Origin of the sequence: Delftia sp. S65 (genome assembly GCF_016516495.1) — a bacterium.
Taxonomy (GTDB): domain Bacteria; phylum Pseudomonadota; class Gammaproteobacteria; order Burkholderiales; family Burkholderiaceae_C; genus Comamonas; species Comamonas acidovorans.
In genome coordinates this window covers 1-17,464 of the sequence record NZ_JACVUR010000014.1, presented here as the reverse complement: position 1 = coordinate 17,464, position 17,464 = coordinate 1, and the positions used below count along the sequence as shown (strand labels likewise).

The 17,464-nt window shown below is 67.4% G+C and carries 18 protein-coding genes; 4 read left to right on the top strand and 14 right to left on the bottom strand.

The window, feature by feature from the left end:
* Positions 1 to 123: 123 nt before the first annotated feature.
* Both IAE24_RS14080 and IAE24_RS14075 read left to right on the top strand, forming a co-directional pair.
* Positions 124 to 1,200, top strand: a complete 1,077-nt coding sequence (locus IAE24_RS14080; protein ID WP_199960191.1) for an AraC family transcriptional regulator — start codon at positions 124 to 126, stop codon at positions 1,198 to 1,200.
* Between the two features lie 75 nt (positions 1,201 to 1,275).
* On the top strand, positions 1,276 to 1,941 hold the full coding sequence (locus tag IAE24_RS14075) for a glutathione S-transferase family protein (protein ID WP_199960190.1): 666 nt from the start codon (positions 1,276 to 1,278) through the stop codon (positions 1,939 to 1,941).
* Positions 1,942 to 1,954: 13 nt separating this feature from the next.
* Here the strand turns inward: IAE24_RS14075 and IAE24_RS14070 are convergent, their stop codons facing one another.
* Both IAE24_RS14070 and IAE24_RS14065 read right to left on the bottom strand, forming a co-directional pair.
* Positions 1,955 to 2,659 carry an HAD family hydrolase gene (locus tag IAE24_RS14070; protein WP_065346945.1) on the bottom strand — a complete coding sequence of 235 codons (705 nt, stop codon included), beginning with the start codon at positions 2,657 to 2,659 and terminating at the stop codon, positions 1,955 to 1,957.
* Between the two features lie 99 nt (positions 2,660 to 2,758).
* The gene (locus tag IAE24_RS14065) at positions 2,759 to 3,811 is read right to left on the bottom strand and encodes a hypothetical protein (RefSeq protein ID WP_199960189.1); all 1,053 of its coding nucleotides are present in this window, start codon (positions 3,809 to 3,811) and stop codon (positions 2,759 to 2,761) included.
* A gap of 187 nt (positions 3,812 to 3,998) precedes the next feature.
* Here IAE24_RS14065 and IAE24_RS14060 point away from each other — a divergent pair, with 187 nt between their 5' ends.
* Positions 3,999 to 4,736, top strand: coding sequence for a response regulator (locus IAE24_RS14060; protein ID WP_013800389.1), 738 nt, complete (start codon positions 3,999 to 4,001; stop codon positions 4,734 to 4,736).
* Here the strand turns inward: IAE24_RS14060 and IAE24_RS14055 are convergent.
* Entirely contained in the window at positions 4,706 to 6,565 is a 1,860-nt protein-coding gene (locus IAE24_RS14055; RefSeq protein WP_199960188.1) for a hybrid sensor histidine kinase/response regulator, read from the bottom strand. The two genes, IAE24_RS14060 and IAE24_RS14055, sit on opposite strands and share 31 nt — an antisense overlap.
* Complete coding sequence (locus IAE24_RS14050) at positions 6,549 to 6,962, bottom strand: YchJ family protein (protein ID WP_199136480.1); 414 nt, start codon at positions 6,960 to 6,962, stop codon at positions 6,549 to 6,551. The genes IAE24_RS14055 and IAE24_RS14050 overlap by 17 nt, the downstream gene beginning before the upstream one ends.
* Before the next feature lie 166 nt (positions 6,963 to 7,128).
* On the opposite strand from IAE24_RS14050, the gene IAE24_RS14045 reads away from it, so the two are divergent.
* Positions 7,129 to 7,626, top strand: a complete 498-nt coding sequence (locus IAE24_RS14045) for a DUF421 domain-containing protein (protein ID WP_012207780.1) — start codon at positions 7,129 to 7,131, stop codon at positions 7,624 to 7,626.
* Positions 7,627 to 7,647: 21 nt separating this feature from the next.
* Here the strand turns inward: IAE24_RS14045 and IAE24_RS14040 are convergent, their stop codons facing one another.
* The 10 genes from IAE24_RS14040 to IAE24_RS13995 form a co-directional block, all read right to left on the bottom strand.
* Complete coding sequence (locus tag IAE24_RS14040) at positions 7,648 to 8,439, bottom strand: alpha/beta fold hydrolase (protein ID WP_199960187.1); 792 nt, start codon at positions 8,437 to 8,439, stop codon at positions 7,648 to 7,650.
* A 142-nt stretch (positions 8,440 to 8,581) separates the two neighbouring features.
* Positions 8,582 to 9,712: an acyl-CoA dehydrogenase family protein gene (locus tag IAE24_RS14035; protein WP_034397414.1), complete on the bottom strand. Its 1,131-nt coding sequence runs from the start codon at positions 9,710 to 9,712 to the stop codon at positions 8,582 to 8,584.
* A gap of 66 nt (positions 9,713 to 9,778) precedes the next feature.
* Positions 9,779 to 10,441, bottom strand: coding sequence for an SDR family oxidoreductase (locus IAE24_RS14030; protein WP_013800385.1), 663 nt, complete (start codon positions 10,439 to 10,441; stop codon positions 9,779 to 9,781).
* Between the two features lie 28 nt (positions 10,442 to 10,469).
* A complete protein-coding gene (locus IAE24_RS14025; protein ID WP_013800384.1) occupies positions 10,470 to 11,093 on the bottom strand; it encodes a pyridoxamine 5'-phosphate oxidase family protein in 624 nt (207 codons plus the stop codon).
* A 165-nt stretch (positions 11,094 to 11,258) separates the two neighbouring features.
* Positions 11,259 to 12,446, bottom strand: a complete 1,188-nt coding sequence (locus IAE24_RS14020; protein WP_013800383.1) for an acetyl-CoA C-acyltransferase — start codon at positions 12,444 to 12,446, stop codon at positions 11,259 to 11,261.
* Positions 12,447 to 12,492: 46 nt separating this feature from the next.
* Complete coding sequence (aceK, locus tag IAE24_RS14015) at positions 12,493 to 14,280, bottom strand: bifunctional isocitrate dehydrogenase kinase/phosphatase (RefSeq protein ID WP_199960186.1); 1,788 nt, start codon at positions 14,278 to 14,280, stop codon at positions 12,493 to 12,495.
* 33 nt (positions 14,281 to 14,313) lie between these two features.
* Positions 14,314 to 14,976: a carbonate dehydratase gene (gene can, locus IAE24_RS14010; RefSeq protein ID WP_012207787.1), complete on the bottom strand. Its 663-nt coding sequence runs from the start codon at positions 14,974 to 14,976 to the stop codon at positions 14,314 to 14,316.
* A gap of 55 nt (positions 14,977 to 15,031) precedes the next feature.
* Positions 15,032 to 16,219 (bottom strand): isovaleryl-CoA dehydrogenase, encoded by a 1,188-nt coding sequence (locus IAE24_RS14005; RefSeq protein WP_034397421.1) that lies wholly within the window; start codon positions 16,217 to 16,219, stop codon positions 15,032 to 15,034.
* Positions 16,220 to 16,262: 43 nt separating this feature from the next.
* Positions 16,263 to 16,721, bottom strand: a complete 459-nt coding sequence (locus tag IAE24_RS14000; protein WP_065346939.1) for a PaaI family thioesterase — start codon at positions 16,719 to 16,721, stop codon at positions 16,263 to 16,265.
* Between the two features lie 36 nt (positions 16,722 to 16,757).
* Positions 16,758 to 17,159, bottom strand: coding sequence for a MerR family transcriptional regulator (locus IAE24_RS13995; protein ID WP_013800379.1), 402 nt, complete (start codon positions 17,157 to 17,159; stop codon positions 16,758 to 16,760).
* Between the last annotated feature and the right edge of the window lie 305 nt (positions 17,160 to 17,464).

Below are 17,464 nucleotides of genomic sequence, written 5' to 3'. Positions count from 1 at the left end.
TGTCGTCGGCGGCGCCTGGGACGGGCAAATGCAGTGGCCTGCCCCGTCACGGCAGCTATTGCGTGGCAGCATAAGGGCCAACCCCGAGCAGAACAGGCCACGAAGGTTGCAATAATTGCCAGCATGTTCACCCCCTCGCTGGTCAAGACCCCCCTGCCCCAGGCGGCCGCCACCATGGCCTCCGCACACCCTGCAGTCACGCCCATGGCCTTTGTGCAGGCCATTATGCTGGCCTACGAACGCCGGGGCATCAGCGCACTGTCCGCCCTGGAGAAGGCACAAATCGCGCCAGACTCCGCCAAAGAGCGCAACGAGTGCATCACGGCGCTGCAGATGGAGGCACTGTCCGATGCCGCCATGCGCGAACTCGACGACGAGGCCCTGGGCTGGTTCTCCCGGCGCCTGCCCTGGGGCAGCTACGGCATGCTGGCACGCGCCAGCATGGGCAGCGAGCAGCTGGGCCTGGCGCTGGCGCGCTGGTGCCGCCACCATGGCCTGCTGGCCGATGACATCCGGCTCACGCTGACGCAGGAAGACGGCTTGGCCACGCTGGCCATCGAGGAGCTGTCCACGCTGGGCGCCATGCGCGAGTTCTGCCTGCTGTCGGTGCTGCGCAATATCCACGGCCTGGCCAGCTGGTTCATCGATGAGCCGCTGCCGCTGCGGCGCGCCTGCTTTCCCTTCGATCCCCCGCCGCATGCGGGCGTGTATGCGCTGCTGTTCCCGCCGGGCGAGGTGGAGTTTGGCGCGGCCCGGGCCTGCCTACAGTTCGACGCGCGTTTTCTGGATATGCCGCTGACGCGCGACGAGCCTGCGCTGCAGCGCATGCTGCAGCGCGCCCTGCCGCTGCAGGTGCGCCCCTACCGGCGCGAGCGCCAGCTGGTGCAGCGCGTGCGCCAGCTGCTGGCCGCCGACGCCGAATGCCTGCAGACGGCCGACACGCTGGCGCGCCAGCTGCACCTGTCCCAGCGCAGCCTGCATCGCCAGCTCAAGGAAGAAGGCGCCTCGCTGCAAGCGCTCAAGGACGAGGTGCGGCGCGAGCGTGCCGTGGCGCTGCTGCTGCGCACCAGCCGGCCCATCAAGCGCATCGCGCAGTCCTGTGGCTTTCTCAACGACAAGAGCTTCATCCGCGCCTTCAGGCTGTGGACGGGGCTGTCGCCTTCCGAATTCCGCAAGAGCGCGCGAGCCCGGCCCGAATGAGTGCCGCGCGCATCCTGGCGCGATTTGCATCCTGCGCGACAGCCGCCGTCCGCGCATCTGGCCTAGGCTTTGCGCATGCACCATCTCCACCACTGCGTCAGCGCGCGCTCCTTCCGCGCGCTGTGGATGCTCGAAGAACTGCAGCTTCCCTACACGCTGCACATGCTGCCGTTTCCGCCGCGCGCGCTGCAGCGCAGCTACCTGGAGCTCAACCCGCTGGGCACGGTGCCGCTGCTGCGCCACGGCGAGGCCAGGCTGACCGAGTCAGCCGCCATCTGCGAATACCTGGCCGCCCTGCACCCCGGGGCGGGTCTGTCCGTGCAGCCGCAGGAGGTGGGCTTTGCGGCCTACCTCAACTGGCTGCACATGAGCGATGCCACGCTGACCTTCCCGCAGACCCTGGTGCTGCGCTATGCGCACTTCGAGCCAGCCGAACGGCGCCAGCCCCAGGTCGCCCAGGACTACCAGCGCTGGTTCCTCGCGCGGCTGCGCGCCGTGGAGCAGGCCGTGGAACAGCGCGACTGGCTCACGGCAGACCGCTTCACCGCTGCCGACGTGGCCGTGGGCTATGCGCTGATGCTGTCGGCGCACCTGGAGATGGAGCCGCAATGGGGGCCTGCCACCCAGGCCTACTGGCAGCGCCTGCAGCAGCGGCCCGCCTTCCAGCGGGCGCTGCAGGCCGAGCAGCAGGCCGCGCGTGCGCAGGCCGTGGACGAGACGCCTTCGCCGCGGCTGCGCTAGGGCCGGCTCAGGCTCAAGCGCTGGCGCTGGCGCTGGCGCTGGCCTGCCCGATGGCGCGCAGCATGGCGGGCAGCTCGCCCATGTCGCCGAACACGCAGCTGGCGCCGGCTTCGAGCAGTTGCTCGGCCGATGCGTGGCCCTGGTCGGCCGGGAAGTAGCCCCAGACCGTGGCGCCTGCGGCCACGCCGGCGGTGACGCCGGTCACCGTGTCCTCGATGACCAGGCAGCGCGCCGGCTCCACGCCCAGGGCGGCGGCGGCGGCCAGGTACACATCGGGAAAGGGCTTGCTGCGCGGCAGCTCATGGCCGCTGAAGACGCGGCCCTCGAAATACGGGGCCATGCCGACCTGGGCCAGCTGCATCTCCACCTTGGCGCGGTCCGCGCCCGAGGCGCAGGCGATGCGGCCAGCGCACAGCGCATGGGATTCGCTGACGGCGGACAGCGCGCCGTCTATGGCCACCAGCTCGGCGCGCAGCGCGGCGTTGCGGCGCTCGTAGAAGGCGGCCATCCATGCGTCGGTCAGCGGCTTGCCGGTGCGCGCCTCGATCAGCGCGGCCTGGCTGCGCACGGTCTTGCCGATGAATTCGCGCAGGCATTCCTCGGTGCTGATGGGCCAGCCCGATTCATTGAGCATGGTGCACAGCACGCGGTTGGTGATGGATTCACTGTCGACGAGCACGCCGTCACAGTCGAAGAGCACGGCCTCGAAAGCAGTCATGGATGGATTCTCGAAACAAACTGAGCAAGGGCGCCCTGGGGCGCCCTTGCTGCGGAAAATGGCCGGATTATGCGCCGGCCGCGCATGCCTGTGCCCTGCTCAGGGGAAGGAGGCACCGGCCAGCGGATGCACCATGCGCTTGACGTTGCGCACCGAGATGGAATGGAACTGGCCATCGTCCGTGACCACATCGCCGAAGGCGAAAAAGCCTTCGGCCGCGTTGCGGTTGAACTGCTCCAGGCGCTGCGCGAGGCTGGCGTTGTTGGACACGGATTCGAGGCGGTACTCGATGGCGCCCTGCTGGTCGCCGCTCTTTTCGTACAGCTGCACGCCTTCGGTATTGCCGCGCAGCACCAGGGCGCCACGCAGCAGGTGGCCCTTGGCACCCATCTCGTCCAGGCGCTGCTTCAGCGCCGCGCCGTTGGCCATGCCGAAGGGCGTGGCCAGGGCGAACACCGCGTACTCGAAGGCCGGTGCCTTGGAGTCCTTGACGTAGAGGTTGAACATCTCGTCGCCCGAGATCAGCGGACCCGTGTAGCGGAAACCCCGGCCGCTCATCTCGGCCAGTTGCTGCGTGAAGCCGGACGTGTCCAGCGCACCCACGGCGGGGCGCGTCTCGTAGCTGTAGGTGGCGGCGGCGCTGCTGCTGCGCACATAGAGGTTGCGCAGGTCCTGCGTGCTGCTGGGGAACGCCATGCCCGACTTGTACAGGTAGCCCTGCGCACCCTGCGCATTGAGCTGGGCCACCAGGGCCGAGACGCCCGCCACGTCGGCCACCATGCGGTAGTCCAGGCGCGTGCCGGTGTGGGCCGTGTCGGTGACGTAGAAGTCACCGATGGGAACGGGAAAGGTCGTGCCGCCCGAGGCCAGGCTGTAGGTGAAGGCATAGCCTTGCGCCCCCAGCGTGTTCATGGCGGACAGGGCCGCGTCGAAGTTTTCGGCAGCCGTCTCCATGCGGTACTGGCCGGTCACCGGGGTCGTCGTGCCGCCGCCGGGGTTGCCGGGCGTGCCGGGGTTGCCGGGATTTCCGCCATTGCCGGGATCTCCGCCGCCCGGTTCTCCCAATCCACCACCACCGCCGCCGCCACAGGCGGCCAAGGTTCCCAGAAGCATCAATGCCGCACTGCGGCGCGTGAGCTGTACCATCTTCATGACTATCTCCCCTTCTCGTTGAATACGTGCCCGTTCCATGCGGAATCTCAGGGCATCGGCGGCGATTTTGGGGAGTTGGCCGACATCCGGTCACCCCCCGGCCGGGGGGTAATCGTTACGATGTGCGCAAGGTGTATCCGGGCGCGCCCTGGCGCTCCAGCCCTTTCGACATGCCTTCGCGCGGACCATGCACAGCCATCCCCTCCTGACCGATTCCTCCTGTCTCCAATCGGGGCGCTATGCCCTGGTGATCGACGACCACCCGCTGACGGCCATGGGCGTGTCCGAGTTCCTGAAACAATTCGGCCTGTCCGAAGTCCATGCCGTGGCCGATGCGGGCGAAGGCCTGCAGTGCATGGCCGGCAGGGGATCGCCGCATCTGGCCATCGTGGATTTCTGGCTGGGTGCCAGCGCGGGCACGGACGTGGTGCGCGAAATCCGCACGCTGGCGCCCGCCTGCCGCGTGCTCATGACCAGCGGCGACACGCATGGCGCGATTGCCCTGAAGGCACGCGCGGCCGGGGCCCATGGCTTTGTGCTCAAGTCGCAGCCGCCGCAGGTGCTGCAGCAGGCCGTGGCGGCCCTGCTGCGCGGCGAGACCTGGTTCCCCGCCGCCCCGCTGGCGCCACAGGCGCCCGGCGGCGCCCATGCCATCCGCATGACGGCGGCCGAGCTGGGCCTCACCCCGCGCCAGGCCCAGGTGCTGGACCTGGTGCTGCGCGGCCTGCCCAATCCCAGCATTGCCCAGTTGCTGCACCTGTCGCCCCACACGGTCAAGGAGCATGTGGCCGGCGCCCTGCAGCGCCTGGGCGTGCACAGCCGCATCGACGCCATCACGCGCATGCAGGGCATTGCGCTGGAGCTGCCGCCCTCCGTCCCGCCGACCGATACGGTTCAGGCGCCGGCCACGGCCAGCCTGCGCTGAAGCAGGGCCAGCAGCGCCAGCGGGTCCACGGGCTTGCGCAGCAGCAGATAGCCCAGTTCCTGCGCCTCCTGCTCCAGCGCCGGTGACGGCTCGCCACTGAGCAGGGCGCCCGCCGCCTGCGGCGCTTGCGCCAGCACGTTCTGCAGCAGCGCAAAGCCGTTCTCGCCCCGGGCCAGATGGTGGTCGCACAGCACGAAATCGGGATGCTGTCCCGCCGCCAGCCAGTCGGCCACCTCGCGGCCTGTGGCGGCCACATCCACCTGCAGCCCCCAATCGCGCAGCAGGCCAGCCAGAGCCCGCGCCACCTGCGCATCGTCATCGACCACCCAGCACCGGCCCTGGAGCAGGGGCGGCCGGGCCTGCGCCTGCGTCTGCGATCCCTCGGCCGGTCCCTCGGACTGCGGCAAGGCCGCCTGCACATTCAGGCTGGACGGCAGTTGCAGCCAGAAGCAGGACCCCCGCCCTGGCGTGGACAGCAGGCCGTGCTCCACGCCCATGCGCCGCGCGGCTGCGGCCACGACGGCCAGGCCCAGGCCCTGGCTGCTCACGCCGGCCAGGGGGCCGGCCGCAGGCTGGGCCGCGCGCCGGGCCGCCTGGCCTGAGCGCGCGCGAAAGTGCGGTGCGAAGACATGGGGCCGGTCTTCGGCCGCAATGCCCAGGCCCGTGTCCCACACCTCGATGCGCCAGCCCCCGCCATGCACGCGGGCGGCCAGCAGCACCCCGCCGCGCTGGGTGTAGCGCAGGGCGTTGTGCAGCAGGTTGAACACCATCTGGCGCAGCAGGGCCTCGTCGGCACGCACCCGGCTGTCCATGCCGCGCGCCACGCGCCAGCGCAGCACCAGCCCGCGCTGGCGCGCCTCGGCCGCGAACAGGCGCGTGGCATCGCCCAGCAGAATGCGCAGGTCCATCACCTGGGCGCGCAGCTCCCAGGTGCCGTTCTCCAGCCGCGACAGGTCCAGCAGGTCGTTGCACATGGTGCCCAGCGACTGGGCACAGGCCTGGGCATCGTCAAGCACGCCTGCCAGCGCGCCGTCGGCATTGCGCTGGCGGGCGGTTTCCACCAGCAGGCCCAGGGCATGCAGCGGCTGGCGCAGGTCATGGCTGGCGGCCGACAGGAAGCGGCTCTTGGCCTCCAGCGCCTGTTCGGCCTGCTCCTTGGCGGCCAGGTAGCGTTCGGCCAGCAGCTGGCGGTCGCGCTCCTGCGCCCATTGCTGCAGCATGAGCTGACGCGCCCCCCAGGCATGGCGCGCGATGGTGGCGCCATACAGCATGAGCAGCGGCAGCAGGTACAGGCCCCTGTTCGGGAAGTACCAGACCACGGCCAGCAGCATGGCGCCGTACAGCACGCCGAAGAAGCGCTTGAACACGGCAGCCGCCGGCGCCAGAAAGGTGGCGGCCGAGGCCACGACGCCGCACAGCACCAAGTAGATGAAAAGCCGGAATTCATGGCCGCTGCCATGGGTCAGCGGTATCGCCAGCGCCCAGGAACCGGCGTTGAGCAGGGCCATGCGGCCCATCACGCGCTCCCAGCGCTGCAGCCGCGTTGGCAACTCGGCCGATGGCACGGCAGCACCCAGGTCCCGGCGCAACTGGCGCCGCAACCCGACAAAGACGCAGGCCATGAACGCCATGCCCAGCCACCACAGCAGCAGCGGCGCCTGGAAGGCACCCGTTTCGTGCCGCTGCAGCCAGACCACGATGCCGGGGATGATGAGGGCCGCCGCCTCGGACGAGCCCCGCGATGCGATGGACAGCAGCAGCCGCTGGCGCTGCTGCAGTTTCCACAGCGGCTCCGCAGGGCCGCCGTCGTGTTCAGAACTGGTCGCCATCCACGTAGAGCCAGCGCCCGGCTTCGCGCACGAAACGGCTGCGCTCATGCAGGCGCACGGCGCGGCCGCCCACGCGGTAGCGCGCGACGAATTCCACCTCGGCGCTGTCCTCGCCGGTGCTTCGGAAGTCCTTGACCGCCAGCCCCAGCCAGCGTGCTGAAGGCTCGAAGTCCAGCGTGGCGGGCCGCTGGCTGGCGTGCCAAGTGGCCAGCAGATAGGCGGCATCCTCGCGCACGAAGGCGCTGTAGCGCGAGCGCATCAACGCCTGGGCGTCGGGCGCAGGGCAGTCGTCGAAGTGGTCCAGGTAGCGGCCGCAGCAGGCATCGAATGCCAGGGGACGGCCCTTGGCATCGTGCTGGCCGCAGGGACAGGCCGGGGAGGTGGCGGCAGCGCTCATAGCGGCTGGCCCTGCGGAACTTGCGGAACTTGCGGAACTTGGGAGAGGACGGCGCGGGAGCAGGAATGCATGTCAGTCACGGCCGCCTTGCTGCGACCGGGTTCTTGATGGAGGACAGGCGGGCCATGATACTGACCGCGGGCCCTCGGGCCTGTAAGGAGAGCCCATGTTTTCAATGTCGGTCCCGTGGTGGGAGTTCGTGGTGCGCGGCGTGGCCGTCTACCTGTTTTTGCTGGTGTTCCTTCGGCTGACCGGGCGGCGCCAGACGGGGCAGTACGCGCCATTTGACCTGGTGCTGCTGCTCATCCTGTCGAATGCGGTGCAGAACTCCATGAATGCCGGGGACAACTCGCTGATCGGTGGCATGGTCTCGGCCTCCACGCTGATCCTGTGCCATCTGCTGCTGTCCTGGCTGACCTTTCGCTTTCCCGCGCTGGAGCGACTCATCGACGGCAAGGCCAAGGCCCTGATCAGGGACGGACACCTGAACAAGGACCTGATGCGCGAGGAACGCATCACGCGCGACGATATCGAGGCCGCGCTTCGTGCGGGCGGCTGCCTGCACCTCAGAGAGGTGGAGCGCGCCACGCTGGAGACCGACGGCAGCATCACCGTCGTCCTGCGCCGCCGCGACAGCGAGAACGACGGCGATCCGCCGGTCTGACCCCCTGCCCGGCAGGCCCTGTCAGTCGAGCTGCTCCAGGAAGCGCTCGATGGCCAGGTTCACGGGCTGCGGATGCGTGAGGTTGGCCGCATGGCCGGCACCCGGCACCTCCACCCACTGCGCCCTGGGCAAGGCCTTGGCCATGGCGCGTGCACGGTCGGGCGCGATGGCGGTGTCGTCCGTGCCATGGATGACCAGGGCCGGCACATGGATGTCGGGCAGGCGTGGGCTGATGTCATCGCGCTGGGCCAGCGCCAGAAAGCTCTGCCCCAGGTTGATGGGCGTGGCCTTCTTCCATTTGGCACGCCAGGCCGCCGCGCCGCTCCAGCCCTGGCCCAGGATGGTGCGCTCCACCGTGGTCGCCATGTCGTCGCTGAGGCCATGCTCCATCCAGGCGCGCAGCAAGGCTTCGTGGTGGGGCATCTGCTCGGGGTCTTCCAGCATGGCCTGGGTGTCGATCAGCACCAGCGCGCGCACGATCTCGGGGTGGATGAGCGCGCAGCGCAGCGACAGGTAGCCGCCCTGCGACATGCCCACCAGCACCGCGCGCTCCACGCCCAGGTGCTCAAGCAGGGCGGCCAGGTCGTCGGCCGAGTCGTAGTAGTCGAAGGGTGCGCACTGCGCGGGGTCTGCCGTCTGGCCATGGCCGCGCTCGTCCCAGCTGATGCAGCGAAAGCGCCCCTGCAGTGCCTGGACCTGGGGGGCGAACATGGTGTGGTCCATGAGCAGCCCGTGCGAAAACACCAGGGCCGGGCCTCTCCCGCCCGTGTCCTCGTAGTACAGGTTCTGGCCGTTGACGGAAGCGATGGGCATGTCGGGATCTCCTGCGAAGGTGGTCACAAACCTGCCGGAAACGGCCGCCCGCCTCTCTCGGGCGCCGTGCCGGCGATGCTCCATGCTAAGCCCTGCGGGTGTCAGGGCCATCCGGCCCGACCCGCAGCGTGGGGGATTGGCCTCAGGCCAGGGCGCGCTGGATGAGAATTTTCTGCACGTCGCTCGTGCCTTCGTAGATCTGGCAGACGCGCACGTCGCGGTAGATGCGTTCCACGGGGAAGTCGCTGACCACACCATAGCCGCCCAGGGTCTGGATGGCGGCGCTGCACACGCGCTCGGCCATTTCGCTGGCAAAGAGCTTGGCCATGGCCGCTTCCTTGAGGCAGGGCAGGCCGGCATCGCGCAGGCTGGCCGCATGCCAGATCAGCTGGCGCGCGGCCTCGATCTGCGTGGCGCAGTCGGCCAGGCGAAAGCCCACGGCCTGGTGGTTGAAGATGGGCTGGCCGAAGCTCTCGCGCTCCTTGGAGTACTGCAGCGCGCAATCGAAGGCCGCACGCGCCATGCCCACGCTTTGCGCGGCAATGCCGATGCGCCCTCCTTCCAGCGCCGACAGCGCAATCTTGTAGCCCTCGCCCTCGGCGCCGATGAGGTTGGCGGCGGGGATGCGGCAGCCCTCGAACTGGATCTGGGCCGTGTCCGAACTGTGCTGGCCCAGCTTGTCCTCCAGCCGCAGCACCTGGTAGCCGGGTGCGGAGGTCGGAACGATGAAGGCGCTCATGCCGCGCTTGCCCGCCGCCTTGTCGGTGACGGCGATGACGATGGCCACGTCGCCGTTCTTGCCACTGGTGATGAACTGCTTGACGCCGTTGATCACGTAGTCGCTGCCGTCGCGCGTGGCCGTGGTGCGCAGCGCCGAGGCATCCGAGCCCACATGCGGCTCGGTCAGGCAGAAGGCGCCCAGCATCTCGCCGCGCGCCAGCGGCGCCAGCCATTGCTGCTTTTGCGCCTCGCTGCCGTAGCGCATGAGGATGGCGTTGACGGGGCAGTTGGTGACGCTGATCACCGTGCTGGTGCCGCCGTCGCCGGCTGCGATTTCCTCCAGCACCAGGGCCAGGCTCAGGTAGTCAAGGCCGGCGCCACCGTATTCCTCGGGCACGCAGATGCCGTAGGCGCCCAGCGCCGCCAGGCCCTGGTGCACGTTCTTGGGAAAGTGGTGTTCCTTGTCCCAGCGTGCGGCATGGGGCGTGATTTCGGTGCGCACGAAGTCGCGCACCGCGTCACGGATCATTTCCTGGTCTGCGTTGAGCAGCATGTCTTGTCTCCTGATTCTTGTTTCGTTGTTCGTTGTCCGTTGCGCTGGTCGGATCTGCCGTCGGATCTACCAGGCGATGCGTTGCCCGTCGTGGCGCAGCATGCGGCCCCGGTCGGCCGGCGTGACGCCGGCCAGCGTGCGCACCAGGCCCTGCACGCTTTGCTCCACGGTGAAGGTGGCAGCCGCGCCACCCATGTCGGTCTGCACCCAGCCCGGGTCCAGCGCGACCACGGTGGCGCCCGGCCATTGCGGCTGGGCGCTGGCCACGACCATGTTGAGCGCAGCCTTGCTGACGCGGTAGAGCCAGGCGTCGGATTCGGCGTCGGCCAGCAGCGACATCTGGCTGGAGAACAGGCCGAATACGCCGCCCGCCGCCTCGACCAGCGGCGCCACCTGGGGCAGCACCTGCATGGCGCCCAGCACATTGGTGTGCATGACGCGGTCGAACTGCTCGCGCGTGGGCGGCGTGGCCGAGCTGTGGGCATCCCACACTCCGGCCACGTACAGCGCCAGCTCGATCTTCTCGCCATCGAGCTGCCAGGCCAGGCCGCTGACGCTGGCCGGGTCGGCCACATCCACCAGCAGCACCTTGGCGCCCGTGGCCTCGACGCGCTCGCGGTCGGCCTCGCTGCGCACCGTGGCGACCACGCTGCGGCCCTGGGCCGCATAGGCCTCCACCAAGGCAAAACCAAGCCCGCGCGAGGCGCCCAACACCAGAGTGACTGCCATGTCTTTCGTCCTTTCAAATGGAATGCGGTCAGCGGCCCTGCTCGTCCGCGATCTGTTTTTCGTAGCGCTCGACCATGGCCTCCTGCGTCTCGGTGGGCGCAGGCAGGCCGATCTGCTGGTGGACCATCTGGTTCACCGAGGGCATGACGTTGCGCGACACCTGGGACTCTGGCTTCCAGAGCCGGGCGCGCATCAGGGCCTTGGCACAGTGCAGATAGGCCTCGTGCACCTGGATCTCCAGAACGATCTTGGGCCGGAAGCCTTCGCTGGCGAACAGCGCCGTATAGTGGGCCTCGTCGCGCAGCTTGGCCACGCCGTTGACGCGCAGGGTCTCGTCGAAACCCGGCACCATGAACAGCAGGCCGATGCGCGGATCGGCGATCAGGTTGCTGAAGCTGTCCAGACGGTTGTTGCCGCCCGAATCGGGAATCAGCAGCGTCTGGTTGTCGGGCGCCTTGATGAAGCCCGGCTTGCCGCCGCGCGGCGAGGCATCCATCATCGCGCCCGCCCCGCCCCCCGTGGCCACGATGCACAGCGGCGACAGCGCGATGAAGCGCAGGCAGTGCCGGTCCAGGTCCACCTGCTGCTTGAGCAAGGCCCTTTCGGCCGGCATGGCATACAGGCTGCGCAACTGTTCTTCGCTGGTGATCATGGTCGAGAGGTCAAAGTAATAGCGGATCGGCCGATCCAAGTCTAGCTCTCTGGACGTCTGTGGCGCTGCCCATAAAACTGGCGCAATGCAAATCAGAGACACCGAGGAAGGGCCGCCCCGCACCGAAGGTGTCGTCCCCCTTTCAGGGGGAGGGCGCGCAGCGCCTCAGGGGGTGACCATTTCTATCGCCATGGCTGTTCCCTCGCCGCCGCCTATGCACAGCGTGGCCAGGCCGCGCTTGCCGCCACGCGCCTGCAGGGCGTGCAGCAGCGTGACCAGGATGCGCGCACCGCTGGCGCCAATGGGGTGGCCCAGCGCACAGGCGCCGCCGTTGACGTTGACCTTGTCGCGCGGCACGCCCAGCTCGGCCATCAGGGCCATGGGCACGACGGCAAAGGCTTCGTTGACTTCCCACAGGTCCACGTCCGCCGCCGTCCAGCCAGCCTTCTTGAGGGCCTTCTGCGTGGCGCCCACGGGGGCCGTGGTGAACCATTCGGGCTCCTGGGCATGCGTGGCATGGGCAACGATGCGCGCCAGCGGCTTGCAGCCCAGTTCCTTGGCCGTGGACTCGCGCATCAGCACCAGGGCGGCGGCGCCGTCGTTGATGCTGGAGCTCGATGCGGCCGTGATCGTGCCGTCCTTCTTGAAGGCGGGCTTGAGGCTGGAAATCTTGTCCAGCTTGGCCTTGGCCGGGCCTTCGTCGATGCTGACGGTGACGTCGCCCTTGCGCGTGGAGACGGTGACGGGCGTGATCTCGGCGGCGAAGGCGCCGCTTTCAGTGGCCGCCTGGGCGCGCTTGACGCTTTCGATGGCGTAGGCGTCCTGCTGCTCGCGCGTGAAGTGGTATTTGGCGGCGCAGTCCTCGCCAAAAGTGCCCATGGAGCGGCCAGGCTCGTAGGCGTCCTCCAGGCCGTCGAGCATCATGTGGTCATAGACCTTGTCGTGACCCATGCGGTAGCCGCCACGCCCCTTCTTGAGCAGGTAGGGCGCATTGGTCATGCTTTCCATGCCGCCGGAGACCACCACATCGCGGCTGCCTGCGACCAGCTGGTCGTGCGCCAGGATGGTGGCCTCCATGCCGGCGCCGCACATCTTGGACAGGGTCACGGCGCCCGTGCTGCGCGGCAGGCCGCCCTTGAATCCGGCCTGGCGCGCAGGCGCCTGGCCCTGGCCCGCCATCAGGCAGTTGCCGAACAGCACTTCGTCCACTTTCTCGGGCGCCACGCCCGCGCGCTGCACGGCCGCCTTGATGGCGGCGCCGCCCAGATCATGGGCCGCGAGGTCGGCGAAGTCGCCCTGGAAGGCGCCCATGGGGGTGCGGGCTGCGCCGACGATGACGATGGGGTCTTGCATGCTTGTCTCCTGGGTTGTCGTGATGGTGAAAGAAAGGGAAAACGGGTCAGGCCAGCCAGCGGCTGCGCTCGTAGGGGAAGACATCGTGGACATGGCCTTCGCGGATGCGCTGCTGGTGCGCCTGCCAGAAGGCGGGGTCGAGCAGGTCGGCATGGTGGCGCATGAAGACTTCGCGCACGGCCGGGTTGCCCAGCAGAAAGGGCGCGAAGGTTTCCGGGAACACATCGCGCAGGCCCACGGGGTACCAGACCTCGCCGCTGAGCTCGTCCTCCTCGTTGCGCGGCGCGGGCACCTGGCGGAAGTGGCAGTCGGTCAGGTATTCGATCTCGTCGTAGTCGTAGAACACCACCTTGCCGCCGCGCGTGATGCCGAAGTTCTTCCACAGCATGTCGCCCGGGAAGATGTTGGCCGCGACCAGATCCTTGATGGCATTGCCGTACTCGATCACGGCGCTCTCCAGGCGCTGCCGCGGTGCCGGCAGGTCCAGCCCGTCATCGAAGCACTCCTGCAGCAGCATGTTCAGCGGCACCATGCGCCGCTCTATGTAGAGGTGGGAGATGATGACCTCCTGCCGGCCATCGCCGTCGCGGTCGCTGATCTCGACCTGGCTGGGCGCATGCTCCAGGATCTCTGCGATCAGCGCATCCGAAAAGCGCTCGCGCGGGAAGGCGACCAGGCTGTACTCCAGCGTGTCGGCCATGCGCCCCACGCGGTCGTGCTGCTTGACCAGGCGGTACTTGGCCTTGACCTGCTCGCGCGTGATCTCCTTGGGCGCGGCGAAGCGGTCCTTGATGAGCTTGAACACATAGGGAAAGCTGGGCAGGTCGAACACCAGCATGACCATGCCCTTGATGCCGGGTGCGATGCGGAACTGGTCGCGCGAATGGCGCAGGTGGTGCAGGAAGTCGCGGTAGAACAGCGTCTTGCCCTGCTTGGCCAGGCCCAGGGCGTTGTACAGCTCGGCGCGCGGCTTGCGCGGCATGAGGCTGCGCAGGAACTGCACGTAGGCGCTGGGCACGTCGGTATCGACCATGAAGTAGGCGCGCGCAAAGCTGAACAGGCCGTGGAAGTCCTTCTCGCCGAAAAGGGCCGCATGCAGCACCAGCCGGCCGTTGTCGCCGTGCAGGATGGGCACGGCCCAGGACAGCTCGGCAAAGCCGTTGATGATCTTGCCGACGATGTAAGCGCCCTTGTTGCGGAAAAACAGGCTGGACAGCACCTGGATCTGGAAGTTGGCGTACAGGCGCATGGCCTGCAGCTGCGGCTCCAGGCGCTCGGCCAGGCGGGCGATGTCGCGCTCCAGGTCCTCGAAGGGGCGCTGCAGCGCGAATTGCTCCACGACTTCGCGCAGCGTCTGCGGCAGCGTCTCGCGCGTGGGGTAGAAGGCCAGGTAGGCCGGGCGCGCAGCCGGCTCCTGGTTCTCTATGTATTCCGTGCTGACGGCGGGCCGCACGAAGATGAAGTCGTTGTGGAAATGCGTGCGGTGCAGGATCTTGGTGGTGACCGAGTTGAAGAAGGTCTCGGCCAGCTCCGGCTGCAGGTGGTTGACCATGAGCCCGATGTAGTGGCGCTTGATCTGCTGCCAGACCGGCATGGGCTGTGCGCCGGCCGCAAATTCCTTTTCAAGCCGGCGCACGCATTCGCGCACGCGCAGGTCGTAGAACTCGATGCGCTCGCGCTGGGCACGCTGCTGACCCAGCCAGTCGGCGGTTTCGAAGCGGTGCTTGGCGCGGGCGGATTCGGCGCGGAACAGGCGGTAATGGCGATTGAAGCCATCCATCATCGCCCGCGCGATGTCATGGGCAAGCAGGGTGTCCTGGGCAGGCATCGGCATGAAGTCTCCCGGGGTCCCGCCTGCCACGGCCGCTCAGTCGCGCTGGCGGCTGGCGACCAGCTCGACAGCCTCGGCATGGATGTTGGCGATGCCGCCGACACCGGGCACGGTCATCTGCAGATTGGTGATCAGGCCGTCCTTGAGGCCATAGCACCAGCCGTGCAGCGTGACCTTCTGGCCGCGCGCCCAGGCATCCTGCATCACCGTGCTCTGCGCCACATTGATGACCTGCTCGATGGCATTGAGTTCGCACAGCGCATCGTGGCGCCATTGCGGGGACAGGCTGGCCAGCAGCGCCTGGTGCTTGTCGCGCACATCCTTCACATGGCGGATCCAGTTGTCGGCCAGGCCCACGCGCACATCTTCCAGTGCCGCCAGCACGCCGCCGCAGCCATAGTGGCCCACGACCATCAGGTGCTCGACCTTGAGCTGGTCCACCGCGTACTGGATGGTGGACAGGCAGTTCAGGTCGCTGGGCACGACCACGTTGGCCACGTTGCGGTGCACGAACACCTCGCCGGGCTCCAGGCCCGTGATCTGGTTCGCAGGGACGCGGCTGTCGGAACAGCCGATCCACATGTAGCGGGGTTTTTGCTGCGACAACAGCCCGGTGAAGAAACCGGGCCGGTCACGCTCCATCTGCTGGGCCCATTCGCGGTTATGGACAAACAGTTCTTCGATGGAGGTTGTGCTCATAAGCAATCCTTTTGTTGGGTCAAACTCAAGAACGGCGCGGCAGGCGGGTGCGGGATCAGCAGGTCTCTGCGAACAGCTCGCGGCCGATCAGCATGCGACGGATCTCGCTGGTGCCGGCGCCGATCTCGTAGAGTTTCGCATCCCGCCAGAGGCGACCCAGTGGGTATTCGTTGATATACCCATTACCTCCATAGATTTGAACGCCTTCGCCGGCCATCCATGTCGCCTTCTCGGCGCACCACAAAATGACGCTGGCACAGTCCTTGCGGACCTGGCGAACATGCTCCGTTCCCAGCAGATCGAGGTTTTTGGCGACCGTATAGGCAAATGAGCGGCCCGCTTGCAGCACGGTGTACATGTCCGCCACCTTGCCCTGGATGAGCTGGAACTCGCCAATGCTCTGGCCGAACTGCTTGCGGTCATGGATGTAGGGCACGACGTTGTCCATCACTGACTGCATGATGCCCAGCGGCCCGCCGGTCAGCACGGCACGCTCGTAGTCCAGGCCGCTCATCAGCACCTTGGCGCCGTTGTTCAGGCCGCCCAGCACGTTCTCGGCCGGCACCTCGACGTTCTCGAACACCAGCTCGCCCGTGTGGCTGCCACGCATGCCCAGCTTGTCCAGCTTCTGGGCAATGGAAAAGCCCTTCATGCCCTTCTCGATCAGGAAGGCGGTCACGCCGCGGGCGTTCAGCTCGGGCTCGGTCTTGGCGTAGACCACCAGGGTGTCGGCATCGGGACCATTGGTGATCCACATCTTGGTGCCGTTGAGCAGGAAGTAGCCGCCCTTATCCTCGGCCTTGAGCTTCATGCTGATCACGTCCGAGCCGGCGCCGGGCTCGCTCATGGCCAGCGCGCCCACGTGCTCGCCGCTGATCAGCTTGGGCAGGTACTTGGCCTTTTGCGCCTCGTTGCCGTTGCGGTTGATCTGGTTCACGCAAAGATTGCTGTGCGCGCCATAGGACAGGCCCACCGAGGCACTGGCACGCGAGATTTCCTCCATCGCCACCATGTGGGCCAGGTAGCCCATGTTGGCGCCGCCGTACTGCTCGGACACGGTGATACCCAGCACGCCCAGATCGCCAAACTTGCGCCACAGGTCCATGGGGAACTGGTCGTCGCGGTCGATCTCGCCGGCGCGCGGTGCAATCTCGGCCTGTGCGAACTCGCGCACGGCATCGCGCAGCGCGTCGATGTCCTCGCCCAGTTGGAAGTTCAGGCCCGGCAGGTTGGAAAGGCTCATCTCGTGTCTCCTGTGGAAATTTGGTGAAAGAACGCCGCCCGGCTCAGTCGGCCAGATCGCGGCCCTGCACGCACATCAGCGTGCAGCCCATGGTGGCAATCAGTTTCTCGCGGCCTTCGTCGATGGCATAGGCGCGCCCCTCGGTCACGATGATCGTGCGGCCCGGCTTGATCACCCGGCCTTCCATGCGAAAGCGCTGGCCCTTGGCGGGGGCCAGCAGATTGATCTTGAATTCGATGGTGAGCACGGCAGCATCGGCCGGCATCAGGGTCAGCCCTGCATAGCCGCAGGCGGAATCCAGCGCCGTGGAAACCATGCCGGCATGCAAAAAGCCATGCTGCTGCGTCAGCCCGGGGGCCCAGGCCAGGCAGACATCGGCGGCGCCGGGCTCCAGCAGGGACAGCTCGGCGCCCAGGGTGTGCATCGCGCCCTGGCGTGCAAAACTGTCTCGCACACGGCGGGCAAAGTCGCTGTTGGCAGGTTCCAGGCGGGGCACGGTCAAGGCAAGCCTCACAAATTACGTTTACGTAAACGTCAATTATGAAGCATTTTTCCCATCCAGGTGCTTCAACAGAGTGCGGGCCTCGGATTCCTGCTCTCGCACCTCGGCCAGGTTGGCCTGCAGATCGGCCAGGCGGTCCTCGAGCTGGCGGCGATGCACAGCCAGCACTTCCAGGAATTTGCGCAGTTGCACGCCCGTGTCGCGGGGGCTGTCGTAGAGATCGATGATCTCCTTGGCTTCGTTCAGAGACAGCCCCAGACGCTTGGCGCGCAAGGTCAGGCGAAGACGTGTGCGATCACGCGCGCTGTAGACGCGATTGCGCCCGCCAGGCCCGGCGCGCTCGGGCTCAAGCAAGCCCATGTCTTCATAGAAGCGGATGGCCCGGGTCGTGAGATCGAACTCCTTGGCAAGATCGCTGATGGTGTAGGTAGTCGACATGGCTGGAGAGTCCGCCAGCATCCACAGCCGGCGGCCATGGGAATGCGACGTTGACGTTAACGTCAATGCTAGCGGAATTGGCCCCAGGAAACTGCGCCGGATGTTGCATCCGGGTGCGACGAAGAAGCCCGGCAGGAATAAAAAGAGAGCGCGTCAGCGCTCTCTTTTTCTGGGATGTCCGTTTTGGATGTTCGTTTGGCTGTCCGTTTGGCTGTCCGTTTTGGCTGTTCAGCCTGTTTCCCCGTTTCCTGCATCCCAATGCAAAAAACCCCGTAGCTTTGGGCTACGGGGTTTCTTGGGCTGTA